At 64.0% G+C, this 17,820-nt stretch carries 18 protein-coding genes, 1 tRNA gene and 2 pseudogenes; 4 read left to right on the top strand and 17 right to left on the bottom strand.

What is annotated here, in order from left to right; all coding sequences use genetic code 11:
• Positions 1–45 precede the first annotated feature (45 nt).
• The 4 genes from ACZ5BO_RS29495 to ACZ5BO_RS29480 all read right to left on the bottom strand — a co-directional run bounded on the left by ACZ5BO_RS29495 (position 46) and on the right by ACZ5BO_RS29480 (position 3,271).
• The gene (locus ACZ5BO_RS29495) at positions 46–501 is read right to left on the bottom strand and encodes a GNAT family N-acetyltransferase (protein ID WP_464697234.1); all 456 of its coding nucleotides are present in this window, start codon (positions 499–501) and stop codon (positions 46–48) included.
• Positions 498–1,214 (bottom strand): purine nucleoside phosphorylase YfiH/LACC1 family protein, encoded by a 717-nt coding sequence (locus ACZ5BO_RS29490; RefSeq protein ID WP_464697233.1) that lies wholly within the window; start codon positions 1,212–1,214, stop codon positions 498–500. Before ACZ5BO_RS29490 ends, ACZ5BO_RS29495 begins: the two co-directional genes overlap by 4 nt.
• A gap of 133 nt (positions 1,215–1,347) precedes the next feature.
• Positions 1,348–2,160, bottom strand: a complete 813-nt coding sequence (locus ACZ5BO_RS29485) for a MerR family transcriptional regulator (RefSeq protein ID WP_464697232.1) — start codon at positions 2,158–2,160, stop codon at positions 1,348–1,350.
• Positions 2,161–2,269: 109 nt separating this feature from the next.
• Positions 2,270–3,271, bottom strand: a complete 1,002-nt coding sequence (locus tag ACZ5BO_RS29480; RefSeq protein WP_464697230.1) for a zinc-dependent alcohol dehydrogenase family protein — start codon at positions 3,269–3,271, stop codon at positions 2,270–2,272.
• A gap of 120 nt (positions 3,272–3,391) precedes the next feature.
• Between ACZ5BO_RS29480 and ACZ5BO_RS29475 the strand changes: the two genes are divergently transcribed.
• The gene (locus ACZ5BO_RS29475; RefSeq protein ID WP_464697229.1) at positions 3,392–3,790 is read left to right on the top strand and encodes a winged helix-turn-helix transcriptional regulator; all 399 of its coding nucleotides are present in this window, start codon (positions 3,392–3,394) and stop codon (positions 3,788–3,790) included.
• 15 nt (positions 3,791–3,805) lie between these two features.
• On the opposite strand, the gene ACZ5BO_RS29470 is transcribed toward ACZ5BO_RS29475, so the two are convergent.
• From ACZ5BO_RS29470 to ggt, 6 genes and pseudogenes are all read right to left on the bottom strand, one after another.
• Positions 3,806–4,177, bottom strand: coding sequence for a helix-turn-helix domain-containing protein (locus ACZ5BO_RS29470; protein ID WP_464697228.1), 372 nt, complete (start codon positions 4,175–4,177; stop codon positions 3,806–3,808).
• A gap of 5 nt (positions 4,178–4,182) precedes the next feature.
• Positions 4,183–4,284: pseudogene (locus ACZ5BO_RS29465) on the bottom strand (type II toxin-antitoxin system HigB family toxin); the annotation flags it as partial.
• A 29-nt stretch (positions 4,285–4,313) separates the two neighbouring features.
• Positions 4,314–4,427, bottom strand: a pseudogene (locus ACZ5BO_RS29460) (hypothetical protein); the annotation flags it as partial.
• Positions 4,393–4,710 (bottom strand): helix-turn-helix domain-containing protein, encoded by a 318-nt coding sequence (locus ACZ5BO_RS29455; protein ID WP_464697227.1) that lies wholly within the window; start codon positions 4,708–4,710, stop codon positions 4,393–4,395. The gene ACZ5BO_RS29455 and the pseudogene ACZ5BO_RS29460, both read right to left, overlap by 35 nt.
• A 162-nt stretch (positions 4,711–4,872) precedes the next feature.
• Complete coding sequence (locus tag ACZ5BO_RS29450) at positions 4,873–5,367, bottom strand: GNAT family N-acetyltransferase (RefSeq protein WP_464697225.1); 495 nt, start codon at positions 5,365–5,367, stop codon at positions 4,873–4,875.
• Positions 5,368–5,521: 154 nt separating this feature from the next.
• Positions 5,522–7,366, bottom strand: a complete 1,845-nt coding sequence (gene ggt / locus ACZ5BO_RS29445; protein WP_464697224.1) for a gamma-glutamyltransferase — start codon at positions 7,364–7,366, stop codon at positions 5,522–5,524.
• A 247-nt stretch (positions 7,367–7,613) separates the two neighbouring features.
• Here ggt and ACZ5BO_RS29440 point away from each other — a divergent pair, with 247 nt between their 5' ends.
• Positions 7,614–8,606, top strand: a complete 993-nt coding sequence (locus ACZ5BO_RS29440) for a cytochrome-c peroxidase (protein WP_025131811.1) — start codon at positions 7,614–7,616, stop codon at positions 8,604–8,606.
• Positions 8,607–8,665: 59 nt separating this feature from the next.
• Here the strand turns inward: ACZ5BO_RS29440 and ACZ5BO_RS29435 are convergent, their stop codons facing one another.
• The 7 genes from ACZ5BO_RS29435 to ACZ5BO_RS29405 form a co-directional block, all read right to left on the bottom strand.
• Positions 8,666–9,505: a 5'-nucleotidase, lipoprotein e(P4) family gene (locus ACZ5BO_RS29435; RefSeq protein ID WP_464697223.1), complete on the bottom strand. Its 840-nt coding sequence runs from the start codon at positions 9,503–9,505 to the stop codon at positions 8,666–8,668.
• A 180-nt stretch (positions 9,506–9,685) separates the two neighbouring features.
• Positions 9,686–9,762 (bottom strand) — tRNA-Met (locus tag ACZ5BO_RS29430).
• 77 nt (positions 9,763–9,839) lie between these two features.
• Positions 9,840–11,303 (bottom strand): amidase, encoded by a 1,464-nt coding sequence (locus tag ACZ5BO_RS29425; protein ID WP_464697222.1) that lies wholly within the window; start codon positions 11,301–11,303, stop codon positions 9,840–9,842.
• Between the two features lie 70 nt (positions 11,304–11,373).
• A complete protein-coding gene (locus tag ACZ5BO_RS29420; protein ID WP_025131814.1) occupies positions 11,374–12,408 on the bottom strand; it encodes an ABC transporter substrate-binding protein in 1,035 nt (344 codons plus the stop codon).
• Positions 12,409–12,435: 27 nt separating this feature from the next.
• Complete coding sequence (locus ACZ5BO_RS29415) at positions 12,436–13,242, bottom strand: ABC transporter permease (protein ID WP_025131815.1); 807 nt, start codon at positions 13,240–13,242, stop codon at positions 12,436–12,438.
• The gene (locus tag ACZ5BO_RS29410) at positions 13,242–14,162 is read right to left on the bottom strand and encodes an ABC transporter permease (protein WP_025131816.1); all 921 of its coding nucleotides are present in this window, start codon (positions 14,160–14,162) and stop codon (positions 13,242–13,244) included. The genes ACZ5BO_RS29415 and ACZ5BO_RS29410 overlap by 1 nt, the downstream gene beginning before the upstream one ends.
• 15 nt (positions 14,163–14,177) lie before the next feature.
• A complete protein-coding gene (locus ACZ5BO_RS29405; protein WP_464697221.1) occupies positions 14,178–15,296 on the bottom strand; it encodes an ABC transporter ATP-binding protein in 1,119 nt (372 codons plus the stop codon).
• A gap of 238 nt (positions 15,297–15,534) precedes the next feature.
• Between ACZ5BO_RS29405 and ACZ5BO_RS29400 the strand changes: the two genes are divergently transcribed.
• Together ACZ5BO_RS29400 and ACZ5BO_RS29395 are read left to right on the top strand one after the other, a co-directional pair.
• Complete coding sequence (locus ACZ5BO_RS29400) at positions 15,535–16,440, top strand: LysR substrate-binding domain-containing protein (RefSeq protein ID WP_464697220.1); 906 nt, start codon at positions 15,535–15,537, stop codon at positions 16,438–16,440.
• A gap of 154 nt (positions 16,441–16,594) precedes the next feature.
• The gene (locus tag ACZ5BO_RS29395; RefSeq protein ID WP_025131819.1) at positions 16,595–17,812 is read left to right on the top strand and encodes an MFS transporter; all 1,218 of its coding nucleotides are present in this window, start codon (positions 16,595–16,597) and stop codon (positions 17,810–17,812) included.
• Positions 17,813–17,820: the final 8 nt, after the last annotated feature.

Genomic DNA, 17,820 nt, shown 5'->3' with positions numbered 1-17,820 from the left:
TTGGCCAAGAACCAGCATGGTCGCGGTGGCCGACCGGAACCGGGTTCAGGCCCGGGGCGGATCCGCCGGCCGAATGTAGTGAATATCCCATTCACTTTCACCCACCTGAACAAAACCCAGGCGTCGATAAAAACGATTCGAGTCACTCCCGCGCAACGCATCCAGGTGGATGGGTAGTTGCTCGTTGGCGGAGCGTTCCAAAAGTGGCTCCAGGGCCTTGGCGCCGAGGCCCCGCCCTTGGAATTGCGGTAGGACGTACAGGTGCTGCAGGCGCAGATGATCGCCGTGTGATTGGCTCTGGATAAAGCCCGCGGGCTGTCCGTCACTGAGGATGAAGTGGCAGCGTTCGGCCGCGAAGCTTGCGGCAAAACGCTCCCGGGCCCGCTGCGGATCGAAGCGCCCCAGGCGCTCAAGGCTTTCGCGCATGGCCGCGATGCGCATCTGGACCAGGGTTTCCAGGTCGCTCAGGGAGGTTGGGAGTAGTGCACTCTCGAGGCTCATGTGCGGCCGATCCACGAATACTGGAAGGCCTTGGCTTCACCCCGGTGCCCGCGTCGACGATAGCTGGCCAGGGCCGGGGTCGAGCAGTAGGTGCACAGCTCGCTGATTTCGATCTGTTGATCATTGATGCCAGCGGCGTGCAGCAAGTGCACGGCATAGCGGCTTAGGTCGAACCACAGGGAATCGGCCTGGGTCGGTTGCGGTGGCGGAATCTGCGGCGGTAGCAGCGGGGCCGGTTGCTTACGGCTCCAGGGTGCCTGTGCGACCGGCCACTGCGGGTCCTGAGTGGCGGACAGGGTGTCGATGAAGTCGGCGCTGACTTCATAGCAGCAGGGCTTGATCGACGGGCCGATGGCCACCCGCAATTGCCGTGGGGTGATGCCCTTGCTGGCGAAGTGTTGCAGCACATTGGCGATGATCCCGCCATGCAGGCCTTTCCAGCCGCCGTGCACCGCCGCGACCCAGGAACCGTCGTCGCTGCTGATCAGCAACGGCAGGCAGTCGGCGGTGACCACCGCGATGGGCCGGCTGGAATGGGTGAGGACCGCATCGCCGCGAATGATCCCGCTGGGCAGGGTGGTACTGGCGTGCACCACCTCGCCACTGTGGACCTGCGAGCAGAAGAACAGGTTGGCCGGCAGGGCAGCGCCAAGGGTCAAAAACTCATGACGGATGCCGGGTATCTGGTTCAACACACCTGCCTGGAAACTCATCGGGCCTTCGCTCGGTAACCTGGGAATGGCTGCAGAGCATAGCGGTATCCGAGGCACTTTTGCTGACAGGCCGCGCTGCAAAGGCAGCGCCAGACCAGCGGTTGCCTGCGGGGCAGCCCGCCTTGCGGATATTTCAGGCCTTGAGCGGGATGTACAGTTCCACCACGCTGTCCGGGTGCATGGGCCCCAGGAAACGCTCGCCGGTGTATTCGAATTCCACCGCTTCGATCGGCATCAGCCCGGCGGCAGGCAGCCATTCGCTGTAAGCGGCGCGATAGGTTTCCGGCAGGGTGGCCACGGTGCCGTGATGCTCGACCCGGGCGTAGTGGCGGGCGGGGATGTCGAGCTCGATCATTCCGGGCACCAGGGGCGCGTCGTCGGCTACTGGCAAGCCGGCCACATAGCGCCACTGGCCGTCTTCCAGGGGCTGGCAGATGCCGTAGGTGCCCACCGGCTCGGCCAGGCGCTGGATTTCCTGTTCCCGGGGTTCGAAGCGTTGCCAGAGCTCGGCGATGGAGCCCGGGTCATCCTGCTGCCAGGCCATGCCGATGAACCGTTGCCGGGCCAGGAACACCTTCTGCGGTGTCTGCGCGGCAGGAATCTGGCGCTGTGGCTGGGCCAGGTAGCGTTGCAGGTGGCCCAGCACTTTCTGGCTGCGGGCAATCTCACTTTCCAGCTGCCGGGCATGCTCCTGCAGCGACTGCTGCATGTGCAGCACGCTGTCCAGGCCGCCCTGGTCCGCGAGTCGACGGATGTCTTCCAGGGACATGCCCAACTGCCGCAGCCAGACGATGCGACCCAGGGGCACGATCTGTTCCGGGCTGTAGTAGCGGTAGCCGTTGTCCCGGCCGGTGAGGGCCGGAGTGAACAGGCCGATACTGTCATAGTGACGCAAGGTCTTGGTGGTGAGGCCGTGGCAGCGGGCCATTTGTCCGATGGTGAGCATGGCGCGTCCTTGTTGTGTGGAGGAGGGAGGCATCCTGGGCCTTTACCCAGGGGCAGACTCAAGCCCTGGATCGGTCTTGTTGCCCGGCGCTGCGCCTCGCCTGCCTGCTTCAGGCAATGTCGATCACCACCTTGCCCAGCACCTGGCCTTGCTGCACGGCATCGTGGGCGGCGTGAGCCTCGGCCAGGCTGTAGCGCTGCTCGTCCAGCAGGGGGATGAACTGGCCCTGCTCCACCATCTGCGCCGCGGCCTTGAGAATTTCACCATGATGGGCGCGGCCCTTGCCACTGAGCATCGGCAGCAGCACAAACACCCCGGACAAGGTCATGCAGCGCAGCGAGCCGCCGGCCAGGGAGTGTTGGCCAAAGGCTGCGCAACTGGCGATATGGCCGTAGGGCGCAATGGCCTCGAAGGAGGCGTCCAGGCTGGCGCCGCCCACGGTGTCGTAGATCACGTCAAAGCCTTCGCCGCCGGTATGGGCGGCCACATAGTCCGCGACGCTGCAGCTGCGGTAGTCGATGGCTGTGGCGCCATAGCCCTCGACGATGCCCTGCTTGCCCGCCGAGACCGTGGCGAATACCTCGGCCCCCAGGGCGCGGGCAATCTGCACCGCCGCATGGCCCACGCCGCCGGCACCACCGTGCACCAGCACCTTGTGGCCGGCGCCGACTCGGGCCCGATCCACCAGGCCTTCCCAGGCGGTGAGGAACACCAGGGGCATCGCTGCCGCCTGGCGCAGGCTGATGTTGCGCGGCTTGTGGGCCAGCAGCTGGGCATCGACGGCCACGTACTCTGCCAGGGAGCCTGGCAAGCCGCGTACACCACCAGTGAGGCCGTAGACTTCATCGCCGACGGTGAACAGGTGGACACCGGGGCCTACGGCCTCGACCACCCCTGCCAGATCGGTACCGATGATGGCCGGCAGCTCGGGCATGGCGTAAGGCGCCTTGCCGGTGCGGATCTTGTAGTCGATCGGATTGACCCCACTGGCGACTACACGCACCAGCACCTCACCCGGGCCGGGGCTGGGTACCGGCAGTTGCTGTTCAGTGAGCTGGCCGCTGGCGTAGTCGTGCAGCACCAGGGCGCGCATGGTGGAGGGCAAGGGCATGTTCAAACCTCGAATCAATGTTGGGGCGGTGATCGCCCCTGGCTTGGTTAGAATTATTGGCAGCCAGTGCCCGGCTGTAAATCAGGCACTTTTTAGTGCCCTAGACACCTGGAAGTACCCATGAGCGATCTCACCCACATTCCCGTCACCGGTCCGCTGGTGGTCGAGGAGACCTGTCCACCCCGGCGGATCCACGCGCTGCTGTCGACCAAATGGACGTCCATGGTCCTCTACTGCCTGAGTTTTGGTGCCCTGCGCACCGGGCAATTGCAGCGCAGCATGCCGGGCATCTCGCAGAAGATGCTGACCCAGACCTTGCGTGAGCTGGAGCGCGACGGCCTGGTGGCGCGCACGGTGATGCAGGTGATGCCGCCGATGGTGGAGTACTCGCTGACGCCCCTGGGCTGGCGTTTTGTCGAGCCGTTGCGCGCGCTGTATGGCTGGGCCGACGAGAACTGCGACGCCCTGGATGAGCTGATGGACAATCGCCAGCGGGCGGGGCAGTGGCAGGCGTCGTAGCGGTCCCGGCCTGCCTCAGGAAGGCTTGGCGGGCTTGATCAGGCTGTGCGCGGGGATACCGAACAGCTGATTCAGTTTCCAGATCATTGGCAGGGTCAGTGCCCGTTTGCCATTGAGCACTTCGTACACACGGTTGGTGCGGCCGATGGCGGGCACCAGGTCCGCGACGGATAACCCGGACTGTTCCATGCGGAACTTGATCGCCTCGATCGGGTTGGGCAGGTCCAAGGGAAACTGCTTGGCTTCGTACGCCTCGATCAGGGTGATCATGACATCGAAGCAGGCGCCTTCAGGCGTCCCGGGCTGCGGTTCGTTGTCGAACAGCGGCGAGACGCTTTTCAGCGCTGCGCGGTAGTCCTGGTCGGTGTGGATAGGGCGGATGTTCATGTGGGTTACTCCATGCCTAGGCTGTCGGCCTCAATGGCGTCGTACTGCTGGTAGCTACCTACGAACTTGATGTGCAACGCACCGAATCGATAGGCCACGGCAACGACAGCGCCTTGCCCATCGCTGCCAGGTAGTATGCCGCCCAGGCATAGCGGTCGCAGCGATCTTCCAGACGCCGAAGGCCCTTCGGTTCTTGTCGCAGCCTGCGGTAGAGGCTACAGAGGCTGTGCCAGCACCTCACGAAATACATCGGGCCTGAGCATTGCGATGTGCAGCAATGAGCGGGCAGCTCCGCAAGGCGAGCGCCGACCTTGCTCCCACTCTTGAAGGGTCCTTACCGACACGCCAAGCAGTTGGGCAAATCTGGGTTGCGACAACCCGGTTTTACCGCGCGCTTCGGCGGCCTTGGTGATCGGCATGCTATGGGGATGGCCAGGCCGGCCGGCTTTGACATCGATGACCGCTTCCAGAAGCTCTTGGCCGATATTGCGCTTGGCATCGCGTGCCAATAATTCTTTTTCAGTAAGGAGCATGATTCATCTCCTTTGCAATTCTGCGCAGAGCAGGCGCTGGAATGTTTTCGGTGACGCCTTGGAGATTAAGAACCTGGCGTTGCTACTCCAATGACCGGAGTCCTGATATCCAGTCAGGCCATTCTTTTTCTTGTGTGTGATCCATGACCCGGAGCCGCTCACTCAAGCTTCCAACACCTTCGCCATCTCACTGGTGGCCGCCCAACCCAGCCCCTGATACAGCGGCCTGCCGGCCTCGGTCGCATGCAGCACGGCAAAGCCCAGCCCGCGCTGGCTGAACTCGGCCTCCGCCAGTTGCATCAGCGCCGACGCCAGGCCGCGGCGCCGGTAGGCCGGTTCGACGTAGACGTTGAGTACGTAGCCGCGTTGATCCTGGGTCGGATGGGAAGGGTGAGGCGGCCAGTCGATGCTCATCAGGCCGATGCTGGCCACGCTCTGCTCCCCGTCCAGCAGGGCGAAGCCGTAGTAGCGGCCGTCCTCCAGGCGTTCACGCAACCAGGGGCGAAAGTGCTCGGTCATCACTTGCAAGGTGCAGAGGTCCTTGCCCGCATCGAGAAACATCGCCTGGCGATGGCGGCAGATCAGTTCAAGGTCCTGGGGCGTCAGGCATCGTGGGCTCAGGCCCGGGATATCAAGGTCTGTTGCAATCTCGCTCATCGTCGGTTCCTCGGTGGACAGGGACGATGCTAGGGCAGATCCCCAGGCCGGGTCAGACACAGACTGCCGCAAAATTTTGCATACAGCGCCCTGGTTCCCCGCCCACAAAAAAGGGCCAGCCTCACGGCCAGCCCTTGGGTTCATTCGATAACCCTCAATCCCCCAGCGCTTCCCCCTCGCGCCGTGGATCGGCGCCGCCAGCCCAGGATGCCTTGCCCTGAGCATCGCGCACACGAACGATGGCCTGGGTGCCGCTGGTCATGTCGATCTCCTTGAGCTCATGCCCCTTGGCTTGCAGCGCCTGTTGCAGCGCCGGGCTGAATTGCCCCTGTTCCAGTTCGGTAGGGCCGTTGCGGCTGCCGAAGTTGGGCAGGCCGACGGCGGCTTGCGGGTCGAGGTTCCAGTCGAGCATGCCGACCACCGACTTGGCCACGTACTCGATGATCTGCGAGCCACCGGGGGAGCCGACACTGGCCAGCAGTTCGCCGCTGGTGCGGTCGAAGACCAGGGTCGGCGCCATGGACGAGCGTGGGCGCTTGCCCGGCTGCACGCGGTTGGCCACCGGCAGGCCGTTTTCCTCGGGGACGAAGGAGAAGTCGGTCATCTGGTTGTTGAGCATGAAGCCCTGGACCATCAGGTGCGAACCAAAGGCCGCTTCCACCGTGGTGGTCATGGACACGGCGCCGCCCAGGTCATCCACCGCCACCACTTGCGAGGTGGAGATGCGCATTGGCGAACGGTCCGGTGCGTAGGCCACGCGGATGCCCTGGGGCTTGCCCGGTTCGGCCTTGCCCATGCTGCGCTCGCCAATCAGCGCGGCACGCTGGGCCAGGTAGTCCGGGGCGATAAGGCCGGCCACCGGCACCGGTACAAAGTCACTGTCGGCCACGTACAGGCCGCGGTCGGCGTAGGCGAGGCGCTCGGCCTCGGCGATCAGGTGGACCGCTTGTGGCGCCGGCTCAAGGCCTGCGGGCAGGTTGGTTTTCTGCGGCTTGAGGTTGGCCAGGGCGTAGCGCGGGTCACGCTGTTCAAGGGCCTGCAGGGTGCCGAGGATCTGCGCCACCGCCACGCCGCCGGAAGAGGGCGGCGGCATGCCACATACCTGCCAGCGCTTGTAGTCGCTGCACAGCGGCGCACGTTCCTTGGCGCGGTAGCCTTGCAGGTCATTGAGCGACAGGCTGCCGGGGTTGGCATGGCCCTGTACCTTGGCCACGATCTCGGCGGCTATCGGGCCCTTGTACAGGGCGTCCGGGCCTTCCTTGGCGATGCGCTTGAGCACTGCTGCCAGGGCCGGGTTCTTCAGCAGGGTGCCCACGGCCTTCGGTGTGCCGTCGGCGTTCAGGAAGTACGCGGCCATGTCCGGTGAGCGCGGCAGGAACGGGTCGGCGCTGATCATGGTGTGCAGCCGTGGCGAGATAGCAAAGCCTTGCTCGGCCAGGCGGATCGCCGGTTCGAACAACTGCGCCCAGGGCAGGCGGCCATGCTGCTGATGGGCCATTTCCAGGGCACGCAACACCCCCGGAGTGCCCACCGAACGTCCGCCGATCTGCGCCTGGGGGAACGGCATGGGCTTGCCGTCTGCCTGCAGGAACAGCTTCTCGGTGGCACCGGCAGGAGCGGTTTCCCGGCCGTCATAGGTGCGCACGGCTTTGCCGTCCCAGAGCACGATCATTGCGCCACCACCGATCCCCGAGGATTGCGGCTCCACCAGGGTCAGCACGGCCTGCATGGCAATCGCCGCATCGATGGCCGACCCACCCTTGCGCAGCATCTCGCGCCCGGCCTCGGCGGCCAGCGGGTTGGCGGCTGCCGCCATGTGTTTGGCGGCGTGCCGGACCTGCATGTCGGTGCGGTAGCCCGAGGCGATCTCCGGAGCGGTGGGCAGGGCAGGAGCGCTGTTGGAGGCGGGCGGGTTGTGGCAGGCGCCGAGGCTGAGGGCCGCGGCCAGGAGGGTGAGGCTGGCAAGCCGGCGGTGACGCGGATGGAAGATCGAGAACACGCGTTGAGCTCCGTTCACTGGGGAATGAGGTGTCGTCCGTGAGGGGAAATGTACAGCACTGGAGCGAGCCGTTGGGCCTGTGAAGGGCGACGCGATGCATTTGCCTTGGGCGAGGCCGGGCCAGCGCAAGCCGTCATCGCCTGATCGGACCGGCCTGCAACTTGGCTCGTCGATTGATCTGCATCAGGGCATCAGGGGGGTATTGGGCACATGGTGATCAAAACTATAAGCCTGATGAGAGGACGTCATGCACAGTCGTAAATGGATACTTCTTTTTGGATTGATGCTGGGGGGCGAGGTACGGGGGGAGGCGCTGAACGAGCCGATCTTGCCGGTGCAGCCGGCCAAGATCATGGACGCCGGCCAGGTCGAGTTGGGCAAGCAACTGTTCTTCGATCCGCGCCTGTCCAAGTCCGGTTTCATTTCCTGCAACTCCTGCCACAACCTGAGCATGGGCGGCAGCGACAACCTGCCGACTTCCATCGGGCATAACTGGCACCAGGGGCCGATCAACTCGCCCACCGTGCTCAACTCCGGCCTGAGCTTCGCCCAATACTGGGATGGCCGTGCGGCCACCCTCCAGGAACAGGCCGGCGGCCCTATCACCAACCCGGGAGAAATGGGCTCCAGCCATGAACTGGCGGTGGACGTGCTGCGCTCCATTCCCCAGTACCGCGCCTCTTTCAAACAGCTCTACGGCGACGCAGGCATCAAGTTCGAGGACGTCACCCATGCCATCGCCGCATTCGAAGCGACCCTGGTGACCCCCAACGCACCGTTCGACCGCTGGCTGCAGGGTGACAAGGCGGCCATCAGCCCGACCGCGCTGAAGGGCTATCAACTGTTCAAGTCCATCGGTTGCGTGGCCTGCCACAACGGCGAGGCCGTGGGCGGCAGCTCCTTTCAGAAAATGGGCATGATCGAACCCTATGCCACACAGAACCCGGCCCAGGGCGTTGCCGGGCTGACCGGCAAGGACGCCGACCGGATGCGCTTCAAGGTGCCGACCTTGAGGAACGTGGCCTTGACCTATCCCTACTTCCACGACGGCGCGTACTGGAAACTGGAAGAGGCAGTGGACGTGATGGCCCGCCTGCAGCTGGGACGCAAGCTAGGCAACGAGGAGATCAGCCAGATCGTGGCCTTCCTTGAAACGCTGACCGGCGACCAACCGGACTTCAAGCTGCCGATCCTGCCGCCCTCCACAGCGCAGACGCCGCGTCCGCAACCTTTCAATTGAGCGAAAAAAACCGCAGCCTGCTGCGGTTTTTTATTCCGACGTGTTGCCCGTTGGTGGTGTCAGGGCTTTGCCTGCCAGGCGTTGGCAGCGGCCGCCGCCTTGAACTTGGCCCGGTTTTCCGGAGTGGCCGGCGGTTCGGAGTCGCCGAAGATCGCCTTCAGCCAATGGCCGTCGGTGGGGTTGGGGAAGAGGATGAACTTGCGCCCGAACTGTTCCTTGTCTTCGTTCATCAGGCTGCTGCGCTGCTTGACGTCGGCCACGTAGTACTTGCGTTTGAAGTCGTTGAGGTTGTCTCCGAGCATCAGCACCACCTGGTAGTCCTTGGCGATCTCGGTTTGCCGCGGCTCCTTGTTGGAGCTGTCGCGATACACCGTCAGGTGCTTGTCATCGGCGAATGGCAGCTTGCTGTTGCGCAGGTTGGCCAGGGCATATTCATAGGTCTTTTCGCCTTGGTCACGGCTGGTGACATAGAACACCTCGACCCCCTTGGACTGGGCGTAGTTGAGGAACTCCACCGCTCCGGGCGTGGCGACGGGGCCGTTCTCGGCCACCCATTGATCCCAGGCGGCGTCGTCGAAGAACTCCTTCCCCGAGTTGATCATGTAGCCCCAGTAGCTGTTGCTGCTGAGCACGGTGTCGTCGACATCGCTGATGATCGCCAGGGGGCGGTCGCCTGGTTTGTGTGCCTGCAGGGCTCGATCCAGCTGCATGCGCGCCACGTTGAAGCCCTGGTAGTACAGCGCTTCGAATTCGGCGGCGGTCTGTTTCCAGGCCACGGCGGCGGTCAGCAGGTTGGACGGCGGGGTGACGGCCTGATCGGCAAGGGCCGAGGTACAGGTCATCGCCAGAAGCGAGAAGAGCCAGGGAGCGACCGCAGTTCCGGTGGTTTTTATTTTCATTTTCGAGCCCTTGAAGTGAGGATTGCGCAGCTCTCACAAACACTGCCCCGGTGTTCTATCTCACCCCGGGCGGGGGCTCAATGCAGGTGTCGCGTTTGTGGATCAATCCGGCGTAATCCCCGGCACTTTTCTGCGGGCATAAAAAAACGGCCTACCTTGCGGTAAGCCGTTTTTAGTACTTGGTGGCTACACAGGGACTTGAACCCCGGACCCCAGCATTATGAATGCTATGCTCTAACCAACTGAGCTATGTAGCCAAGTGGCGCGCATTATTCGCTCGGAACGGCAATGCGTCAAGCGTTTTTATAAAAAAATTATCTACGCTATCAACCGTTTATCCCTTCCCCCCGGAAAACAGCGGCGACGGGCAGCGCTGGAACCAGCGGCTGGCCTGTTCGTAGGCGTGGGCCAATTGCAGGACGGCGAAGTCGGCCTGGTGCCGGCCGATGATCTGCAAGCCCATGGGCAGGCCGTCGGCGTTGAAGCCAGCCTGCACGCTGGCCACCGGGCAACCGGACAAGGTGCCGGGAATCACCACCTCCATCCAGCGGTGATAGGTGTCCATGGTCACGCCTTCGATGCTGCGCGGCCAGGGGATGTTCTTGTCGAAGGGGAAGACCTGGGCGCTGGGCAGCAGCAGGTAGTCGAAGCGTTCGAACAGTTTTGAAATGGCGCGGTACCAGTCGCTGCGCGTCACCGAGGCTTCGAACACCTGGCTGGCGGGCAGTTTGAGGCCGTTCTCCACTTCCCAGAGGGCTTCGTCCTTGAGCTGTGCGCGTTTGTGTGGGTCGGCATAGGCACTGCCCAAGGAGCCGGCGACCATCCAGTGGCGCAGGGTACGCCAGCTGCTCCACAGGCGTTCGGGGGCGAAGTCGGGCGTGGCCGGTTCGACGCTGCAGCCCAGGCTGCGGAAATCCCCCAAGGCTTTCTCGCAAAGTTCCAGCACGCCCTTTTCCATCGGCAGGTAACCGTTGAAGTTCCCCAGCCAGCCCAGGCGCGTGCCCTTGAAGTCGCGTTCCAGCGGGGCAGCAAAGCCCTGGCCGGATTCGGCGATGGACAGCGGTGCCCGGGCATCGCCGCCGGCCTGCACCGACAGCAGCAGGGCGGCGTCGCGCACGCTGCGGGCCATGGGGCCTTCGTAGCCGAGCTGGTCGAAGAACAAGTCGCTGCTGTCGTCGAAGGGCACCCGACCCTGGGACGGGCGGAAACCGAAGATGTTGTTGAAGGCCGCCGGGTTGCGCAGCGAGCCCATCATGTCGCTGCCGTCGGCCACCGGTACCAGGTGCAGGGCCAGGGCCGCCGCTGCGCCGCCACTGCTGCCGCCGGCAGTCTTGCTCGGGTCATAGGCGCAGCCGGTGGCGCCGAACAGCGGGTTGTAGGTTTGCGAGCCGAGGCCGAATTCCGGGGTGTTGCTCTTGCCGATCAGGATCGCCCCGGCGGCCCTGATCCGCTCCACCATGATGCCGTCGCGCTGGGGAATGAAATCCCGGTACAGCGGCGAGCCCAGGGTGGTGCGGATGCCTTGGGTCAGGGACAGGTCCTTGATGGCGTGGGGCAGGCCGTGCATCCAGCCGCGGTATTCGCCACGGGCCAGTTCGGCGTCGCGCTGCTCGGCCTGGGCCAGCAGGGCTTCGGCCGGTTGCAGGCTGACCAGGGCATTGACCTTGGGGTTGTAGCTTTCGATGTGGGCAAGGTAGGTCTGCATCACTTCCCGGCAGGAAACCTGACGCAGGCGGATACGCTCGGCGAGTTCATGGGCCTGGAGCAGGACCAGTTCGCTGGGGGGCTTGGCGATCATGGCAGAAGGGCCTTTCAAACGGCTTTAGAAACGCCCCGGCATCCAGGCCGGGGCGGCAAGTCAACGCTGCTTAGCGCATCAGGTTGGTCCACAGGCGGTCGGCGAGGCGGATTGCGCCTTCGCCGCAGGTCTGGCTGAAGACCACCTTGGTGCCCTCGGGAATGTGCAGCTCGGGGGCGTCCTTGAGGCCGGCGTCGAGGAAGGGTTCGACGCCCTTGATCGGGCTCTGGTGCTTGAGGAAGTTCTGGGTCATGGCGGCGTTCTCAGGCTGGCTGAGGAAGGCGATGAAGGCCTTGGCGTTCGCCGGGTTCTTGCTGCCCTTGGGGATGACCATGTTGTCCACCCAGGCCAGCACGCCTTCCTTCGGGTAGAGGTATTTCAGGCTGGGTTTCATTTCCCGGGCGCGCATCGACGAGCCGCCCCAGAACATCGACATGTCGATTTCCCCGGCCGCCAGGTTCTCGCGGATCGAACCGGCCTTGGAGCTGTAGGTCTTGACGAAGGGCTTCTGCGTCTTGAGCAGGGTGAGGATCTGCTGCATCTGCTTGGGGTCTTCGCTGCACAGCGGGATGTCCAGGTACAGGCTGGCCATGTCGATCACTTCACTGACCGAGTCGAACATGTTGATCCGCCCCTGCAGTTCGGCCGGCGGCTGGTAGAGCACCTTGTAGCTGTCGCTCGGGCCCTGGTAGCGCTCGGCATTGAGCACCACGCTGGTGGTGCCCCAGATGAACGGCACCGAGTAGGCGCCTTCCGGGTCCCAGGTGGGGTTCTTCAGGTTGTCGACCACGCTGGCGTAGTAGGGCTGCTTGGCCGGGTCGAAGCGCTCCAGCAACTGCTCCTTGACCAGGATCGGGATGAACTGGTGGGAGGGGATCGCCACGTCGTAGCCGGTGCCGCCCTGTTTCAGCTTGGCCAGCAGGGTTTCGTTGGAATCGTAGGAGTCCACCGTGACCTCGATACCGGTCTGTTTCTGGAACTTGGCGAGAATCTCCGGCGAAAAGTAGCCGCTCCAGCTCACGACGTTGAGTTTCTCGGCGGCCTGCACCGCCAGTGGCAGGCTCAGCAGCAGCGAGGTACCCAGACTTGCGATCAACTTGCTCATGGCATTTCCCCAGGGTCAGTGGAAGGTTCAAGCGTGTTTCTTGCTCAACAGGTAAGAGAGGCTGACGAACAGCACCGAGACGCCGAGGATCAGCGTCGACACGGCGTTGACGTCGGGTGTCACGCCCATGCGCAACAGGCCGAAGATGAAGATCGGCAAGGTGGTGGTACCGGCCTGGGACACCATCATCGAGATCACGAAGTTATCCAGGGACACGATGAAGGCCAGCATCAACCCGGAGACGATCCCCGGCATCAGCAGCGGCAGGGTGACCTTGCGAAAGGTGCGCCAGGGGCCGGCGTACAGGTCCGCCGCAGCGTGCTCCAGGGACAGGTCCATGTCGTTGAGGCGGGCGCGGATCGGCAGGTAGGCGAAGGGGATGCAGAACACCGTGTGGGCGATGATCAGGTTGCCGTAGCCCAGGGACAGCCCCAGGGTGGAGAACAGCGCCAGGGTGGCCACGCCGACGACGATTTCCGGCAGCACCAGGGGCAGCATGATGGCGCCCATGGACAGTTGCAGGCCCTTGAATTTCGCCCCTCGCGAAGTGCCCAGGGCCGCCAGGGTGGCGATGGCGGTGGCCGCCATGCTGGCGCACACGGCGATCAGCAGGCTGTTGCCGGCCGCCTGGCGCAGGGCCTGGTTGGCGAACGCGGCGCGGTACCAGTCGAGGCTGAAGCCGCTCCACACCGTGGCCGACTGGTTGGCGTTGAAGGAAAACACCACCAGCACCAGGATCGGCGCGTAGAGGTACAGGTAGAACAGAAAGCTGAAGCCACCGAAGCCGGGAAAGTCCTGGACGCCGAGGCCGTTGCGCTTGAACAGGCTGATCATCATGCACCTTCCTGGAGGGTTCGCTGGCGCTGGGCGCGCAGGGCGTAGACGGTCAGTACCAGCATCACCGCGGCCATCAGCACCAGGGACAGGGCGGCGCCGAAGGGCCAGTTACGGGCATCGCTGAACTGGCGGAAGATCAGATTGCCGAGCATCATCTTGGTCCCGCCGCCCAGCAGTTCCGGGGCGATCATGGCCCCCAGGCACGGCACGAAGGTGAGGATGGCGCCGGCGAAGATTCCCGGCTTGGCGATCGGTAGCACCACCTTGCGCAGGGTACGAATGCGCCCGGCGTAGAGGTCCTGGGCGGCTTCCAGCAGGCGGGTGTCCATCTTTTCCAGGGTGGCGTAGATCGGCAGCACCACGAAGGGCGCGTAGGTGTAGACCAGCCCCAGCAGCACCGCGCCGTCGGTGTACAGCAGTTGCAGCGGCTCGTGGATGATCCCCAGGCCCATCAGGCTGTTGTTGATCACCCCGGTGTTGCGCAGCAGCAGGATCCAGGCGTAGGTGCGGATCAGCAGGTTGGCCCAGAACGGCACGGTGATCAGGAAGATCAGCAAACCCCGGCGCTGCACCGGTTGCATGGCCAGCCACACCGCCACCGGAAAACCGATCAGCAGGGTGATCACCGTGGTCAACCCGGCGATGCCGATGGAGCGCAGGGCGATCAGCAGGTAGGAATCGGCGAAGGCCAGGCTGTCGTCCAGTTGCCGTTCGAACAGCAGGGAGGTGTAGGCGTCGCTGCTGAAGACCTTGTTCACCCCGCCGTAGGGGTTGGCTTCCATCAGTGAGTAACCGATGACAATAAGGATCGGCACGATCAGGAACAGGCCGATGGCGACCAGGGCCGGGCTGACCCCGAGAAAGCTGCGCAGGGCCTTGCGCCGTTCCAGGTGCTGGGAAATCGAAGAAGCGTGCATGGCGAATCCTCGTGGTCAATCCAGCAGGACGCTGGCGCTGCCGCGCTCGAACAGCAACCCGGCACTGCTGCCTACGCTCAGGCGCGGGTTATGTTCGAGGCTGTTGGGCGTGCGTACGGTGAGGCGCGTGCCGTCGCCGAGGCTGACCTGGTATTGCAGGTCGGTGCCCAGGTAGATCAGCGCCTCGATACGGCACGCCAGGGCGCCTTCCACGGCGTCACTGCGCAGGTGCAGGCGCTCCGGACGCACTGACAGGGTGACCTGCTGGCCGATCTGGACTGCGCTGCACGGTTGCGCCGGCAGTGTCTGCCCGGCGGGCCCGCTGAACCAGGCCAGGCCCGATTCGACACGGCTGACGGTGGCCTGGATAAAGTTGGTTTCGCCGATGAAGTCGGCGACGAAGCGGTTGCGCGGCTGCTCGTAGATTTCTTCCGGGCGGCCCACTTGCTGAACTTCGCCTTCCGAGAGCACGGCGATGCGGTCGGACAGGGTCAGGGCTTCTTCCTGGTCATGGGTGACGAAGATGAAGGTGATGCCGGTCTTGGCCTGGATGGTCTTGAGTTCTTCACGCATGGCCTGGCGCAGCTTGAGGTCCAGGGCCGACAGCGGTTCGTCCAGCAGCAGCACCTTGGGATGGGGCGCCAGGGCCCGGGCCAGGGCAATGCGCTGCTGCTGGCCGCCGGAGAGCTGGTTGGGCTTGCGCCCGGCGAAGCGTTCCATCTGCACCAGGGCCAGCATCTCGCGCACTCGTTCGGCGATCTGCGCCTTGCTCAGCACCTGGCCCATGGGCCGGGACTCCAGGCCGAAGGCCAGGTTCTCGGCCAGGGTCATGTGGGGAAACAGGGCGTAGTGCTGGAACACCGTGTTCACCGGGCGCTCGAAGGGCGGCCGGTCAGCGATGTTCTCGCCATAGAGGAGGATCTCGCCCTGGGTCGGGAATTCGAACCCGGCGATCATCCGCAGCAGGGTGGTCTTGCCGCAGCCGGACGGGCCGAGCAGGGTGAAGAATTCGTTGTCGCGGATGTCCAGGTCGATGTGCTTCAGGGCCACCGGGCCGCTGTGTGGATCGCCGTAGACCTTGCGCACCGAGCGGATGGACACCGCCAGCGTTTGCAGCGAATGCAGGGCATTCATGCCTTACCTCCGATTCCCCCATCGCCCTGTCGGCAGGGTCGCGCCGTCGGGCCATGGATATTATTTTTTTGGGCAGGATCGAGATGTTCGGGTGTGTGGAAAGCCTTTCTTTTCGGGCGTTCCGGACGTTCTTGTTGTTTTGTGCTGGGCTGATTATCAGTGAGGGGTTGCAGGGGCGAAACATCAATTTTAACATACGAGCTGTTAAAAAATTTAATAGCCAAGAGCCTGCGAAACCATGGTCGACCAGCGTTTGCCGCCGTTGAATGCCGTACGTGCCTTTGATGCCGCCGCCCGCCTGGGCAGCTACGTCGAAGCCTCGAAGGCCCTGCACGTGACCCAGCCCGCCATTGGCCGGCATGTGAAGCTGCTGGAGGAATGGCTTGGGGTGCAGCTGTTTGAACGCACCTCTCGCGGCGTGACCTTGACGAGCGCGGGGGAGAAATACCACCGCAAGATCGCCGCCGCCCTGCAGTTGATCATCGAGGCCGGGCGCGAAGCCCAGCCCAGGGCCGCCGAACGCTGGCTGCGGATCATGGTGGTGCCCGGGTTTGCCAAGCGTTGGCTGACCCCGCGTCTGGAAGCCCTGCGTCACCTGCGGCCGGGCCTGAAGTTCGCCATCGAGCCGAACTCGACCTTTACCGAAGTCGACGCCAGGACCAGCGACCTGGGGATCGCCTACGGCCTGGACGGGCAGTACCCCGAGTCCCGGGTGAGCCTGATTTGCCCCCGGGTGTTTCCCATCTGCACCCCGGCGTACCTGGCCAGCATCGAACCGGTCACGGTTCCGGCGGACTTGGCGCGGCACGAGCTGATCCACTTCGATGATGGCGAATGGTGGAACATGTGGTTTGCCGCCAATGGCCTGGATATCCACCTCAGTTCCGACCTGATCTACGTGAACAACGACCATGCCTTGTCGGTGGCCGAGAGCGGGCAGGGCATTGCCCTGGCCAACGAAGTGCTGGTGCGCGAGGAGCTCAAGGCCGGCCGACTGGTGCGGGTGCTGGAGGATCAGGTCAAGCTGGAAAGCTACCGGGTACTGACCCCCCACAATGAGTGGTCGGCGGATGTGGAGTGGTTTGTCCAGTGGCTCAAGGCCGAGCTGGAAGCGGATTTTCCCGAGGCGCACATCAGCCAGTGAGCGGCACAGCAGGCCCCGGCGCCGTCTGCCATGGCGCTTGCCTGCACTGACGGGAAGAGGTCGTTAGCAAGCTAATGGGATGGCGCGACCCCATTGAAAAATGGCACATTGGCGCACCCGCACCTGTGCACCCACCCGTTGTACGGAAAATCCTATGGCTAGCAGCAACCCTCAGACCGTCGCAACGACGGCTTCCCCTGCTTCGCAAAGCAGTCCACTGGTCTTGCGCATCATCGGCGCGGTGGCCCTGGCGCATTTGATCAACGACCTGATCCAGGCGGTGTTGCCGGCGATCTACCCGATGCTCAAGAGCAACTACGGCCTGAGCTTTACCCAGGTCGGCCTGATCACCCTGACCTTCCAGCTCACGGCGTCGTTGCTGCAACCCTGGGTGGGCTACTACACCGACCGGCGGCCGCAACCGTTTTTGCTGCCGGCGGGCATGATCTGCACCCTGGTCGGCATCCTGATGATGTCCCAGGTGGGCAGCTTTCCCCTGATCCTGCTGGCGGCCGGGCTGATCGGCATCGGCTCCTCGACCTTTCACCCGGAAGCCTCGCGGGTCGCGCGGCTGGCCTCGGGCGGGCGCTATGGCCTGGCGCAATCGAGCTTCCAGGTCGGCGGCAATGCCGGCACCGCCTTCGGCCCCTTGCTGGCGGCGGCCATCATCATTCCCTACGGCCAGGGCAACGTGGCCTGGTTCGGCCTGTTCGCGCTGTTTGCCCTGGTGGTGCTGTACGCCATCAGCCGCTGGTACGCCAATCATCTGCGCCTGTACAAGCTCAAGCAGGGCCAGGCGGCCACCCATGGCCTTTCCCGGAAGCGGGTGATCAGCGCCCTGGTGGTCCTCGGGTTGCTGGTATTTTCCAAGTACTTCTACATGGCCAGCTTTACCAGCTACTTCACCTTCTACCTGATCGAGAAGTTCGACCTGTCGGTGGCCAGTTCGCAGTTGCACCTGTTCCTCTTCCTTGGCGCAGTAGCGGCGGGAACCTTCTTCGGCGGCCCCATCGGCGACAAGATCGGGCGCAAGGCGGTGATCTGGTTCTCGATCCTGGGGGTGGCGCCGTTCACCCTGCTGCTGCCCCATGTCGATCTGTTCTGGACCAGCGTCCTGAGCGTGGTGATCGGCTTTATCCTGGCCTCGGCGTTCTCTGCCATCGTGGTCTATGCCCAGGAACTGGTGCCGGGCAACGTCGGCATGATCGCCGGGGTGTTCTTCGGCCTGATGTTCGGTTTCGGTGGCATCGGTGCGGCCTTGCTGGGGCACCTGGCGGACATCCATGGCATCGAGTATGTCTACTTCCTGTGCTCGTTCCTGCCGCTGTTCGGGGTGCTGGCGATTTTCCTGCCGCGCACCAGGAAAGCGTGATGGCCTGA

It is taken from the genome of Pseudomonas sp. FFPRI_1 (genome assembly GCF_055384485.1).
The sequence above is the reverse complement of the archived record's forward strand: the minus strand, read 5'-3'. Positions and strand labels throughout refer to the sequence as shown.

Bases quoted from the DNA above. Each gene is read 5' to 3' on its own strand.
- ACZ5BO_RS29435 (WP_464697223.1), bottom strand. From the start codon at position 9,505: ATGAAAATAAAAACCACCGGAACTGCGGTCGCTCCCTGGCTCTTCTCG.
- ACZ5BO_RS29400 (WP_464697220.1), top strand. From the start codon at position 15,535: ATGGTCGACCAGCGTTTGCCGCCGTTGAATGCCGTACGTGCCTTTGAT.
- ACZ5BO_RS29395 (WP_025131819.1), top strand. From the start codon at position 16,595: ATGGCTAGCAGCAACCCTCAGACCGTCGCAACGACGGCTTCCCCTGCT.
- ACZ5BO_RS29450 (WP_464697225.1), bottom strand. From the start codon at position 5,367: ATGAGCGAGATTGCAACAGACCTTGATATCCCGGGCCTGAGCCCACGA.
- ACZ5BO_RS29415 (WP_025131815.1), bottom strand. From the start codon at position 13,242: ATGATCAGCCTGTTCAAGCGCAACGGCCTCGGCGTCCAGGACTTTCCC.
- ACZ5BO_RS29440 (WP_025131811.1), top strand. From the start codon at position 7,614: ATGCACAGTCGTAAATGGATACTTCTTTTTGGATTGATGCTGGGGGGC.
- ACZ5BO_RS29480 (WP_464697230.1), bottom strand. From the start codon at position 3,271: ATGCCCTTGCCCTCCACCATGCGCGCCCTGGTGCTGCACGACTACGCC.
- ACZ5BO_RS29485 (WP_464697232.1), bottom strand. From the start codon at position 2,160: ATGCTCACCATCGGACAAATGGCCCGCTGCCACGGCCTCACCACCAAG.
- ACZ5BO_RS29455 (WP_464697227.1), bottom strand. From the start codon at position 4,710: ATGCTCCTTACTGAAAAAGAATTATTGGCACGCGATGCCAAGCGCAAT.
- ACZ5BO_RS29405 (WP_464697221.1), bottom strand. From the start codon at position 15,296: ATGAATGCCCTGCATTCGCTGCAAACGCTGGCGGTGTCCATCCGCTCG.
- ACZ5BO_RS29495 (WP_464697234.1), bottom strand. From the start codon at position 501: ATGAGCCTCGAGAGTGCACTACTCCCAACCTCCCTGAGCGACCTGGAA.
- ACZ5BO_RS29490 (WP_464697233.1), bottom strand. From the start codon at position 1,214: ATGAGTTTCCAGGCAGGTGTGTTGAACCAGATACCCGGCATCCGTCAT.
- ACZ5BO_RS29410 (WP_025131816.1), bottom strand. From the start codon at position 14,162: ATGCACGCTTCTTCGATTTCCCAGCACCTGGAACGGCGCAAGGCCCTG.
- ACZ5BO_RS29425 (WP_464697222.1), bottom strand. From the start codon at position 11,303: ATGATCGCCAAGCCCCCCAGCGAACTGGTCCTGCTCCAGGCCCATGAA.
- ACZ5BO_RS29475 (WP_464697229.1), top strand. From the start codon at position 3,392: ATGAGCGATCTCACCCACATTCCCGTCACCGGTCCGCTGGTGGTCGAG.
- ACZ5BO_RS29470 (WP_464697228.1), bottom strand. From the start codon at position 4,177: ATGAACATCCGCCCTATCCACACCGACCAGGACTACCGCGCAGCGCTG.
- ACZ5BO_RS29420 (WP_025131814.1), bottom strand. From the start codon at position 12,408: ATGAGCAAGTTGATCGCAAGTCTGGGTACCTCGCTGCTGCTGAGCCTG.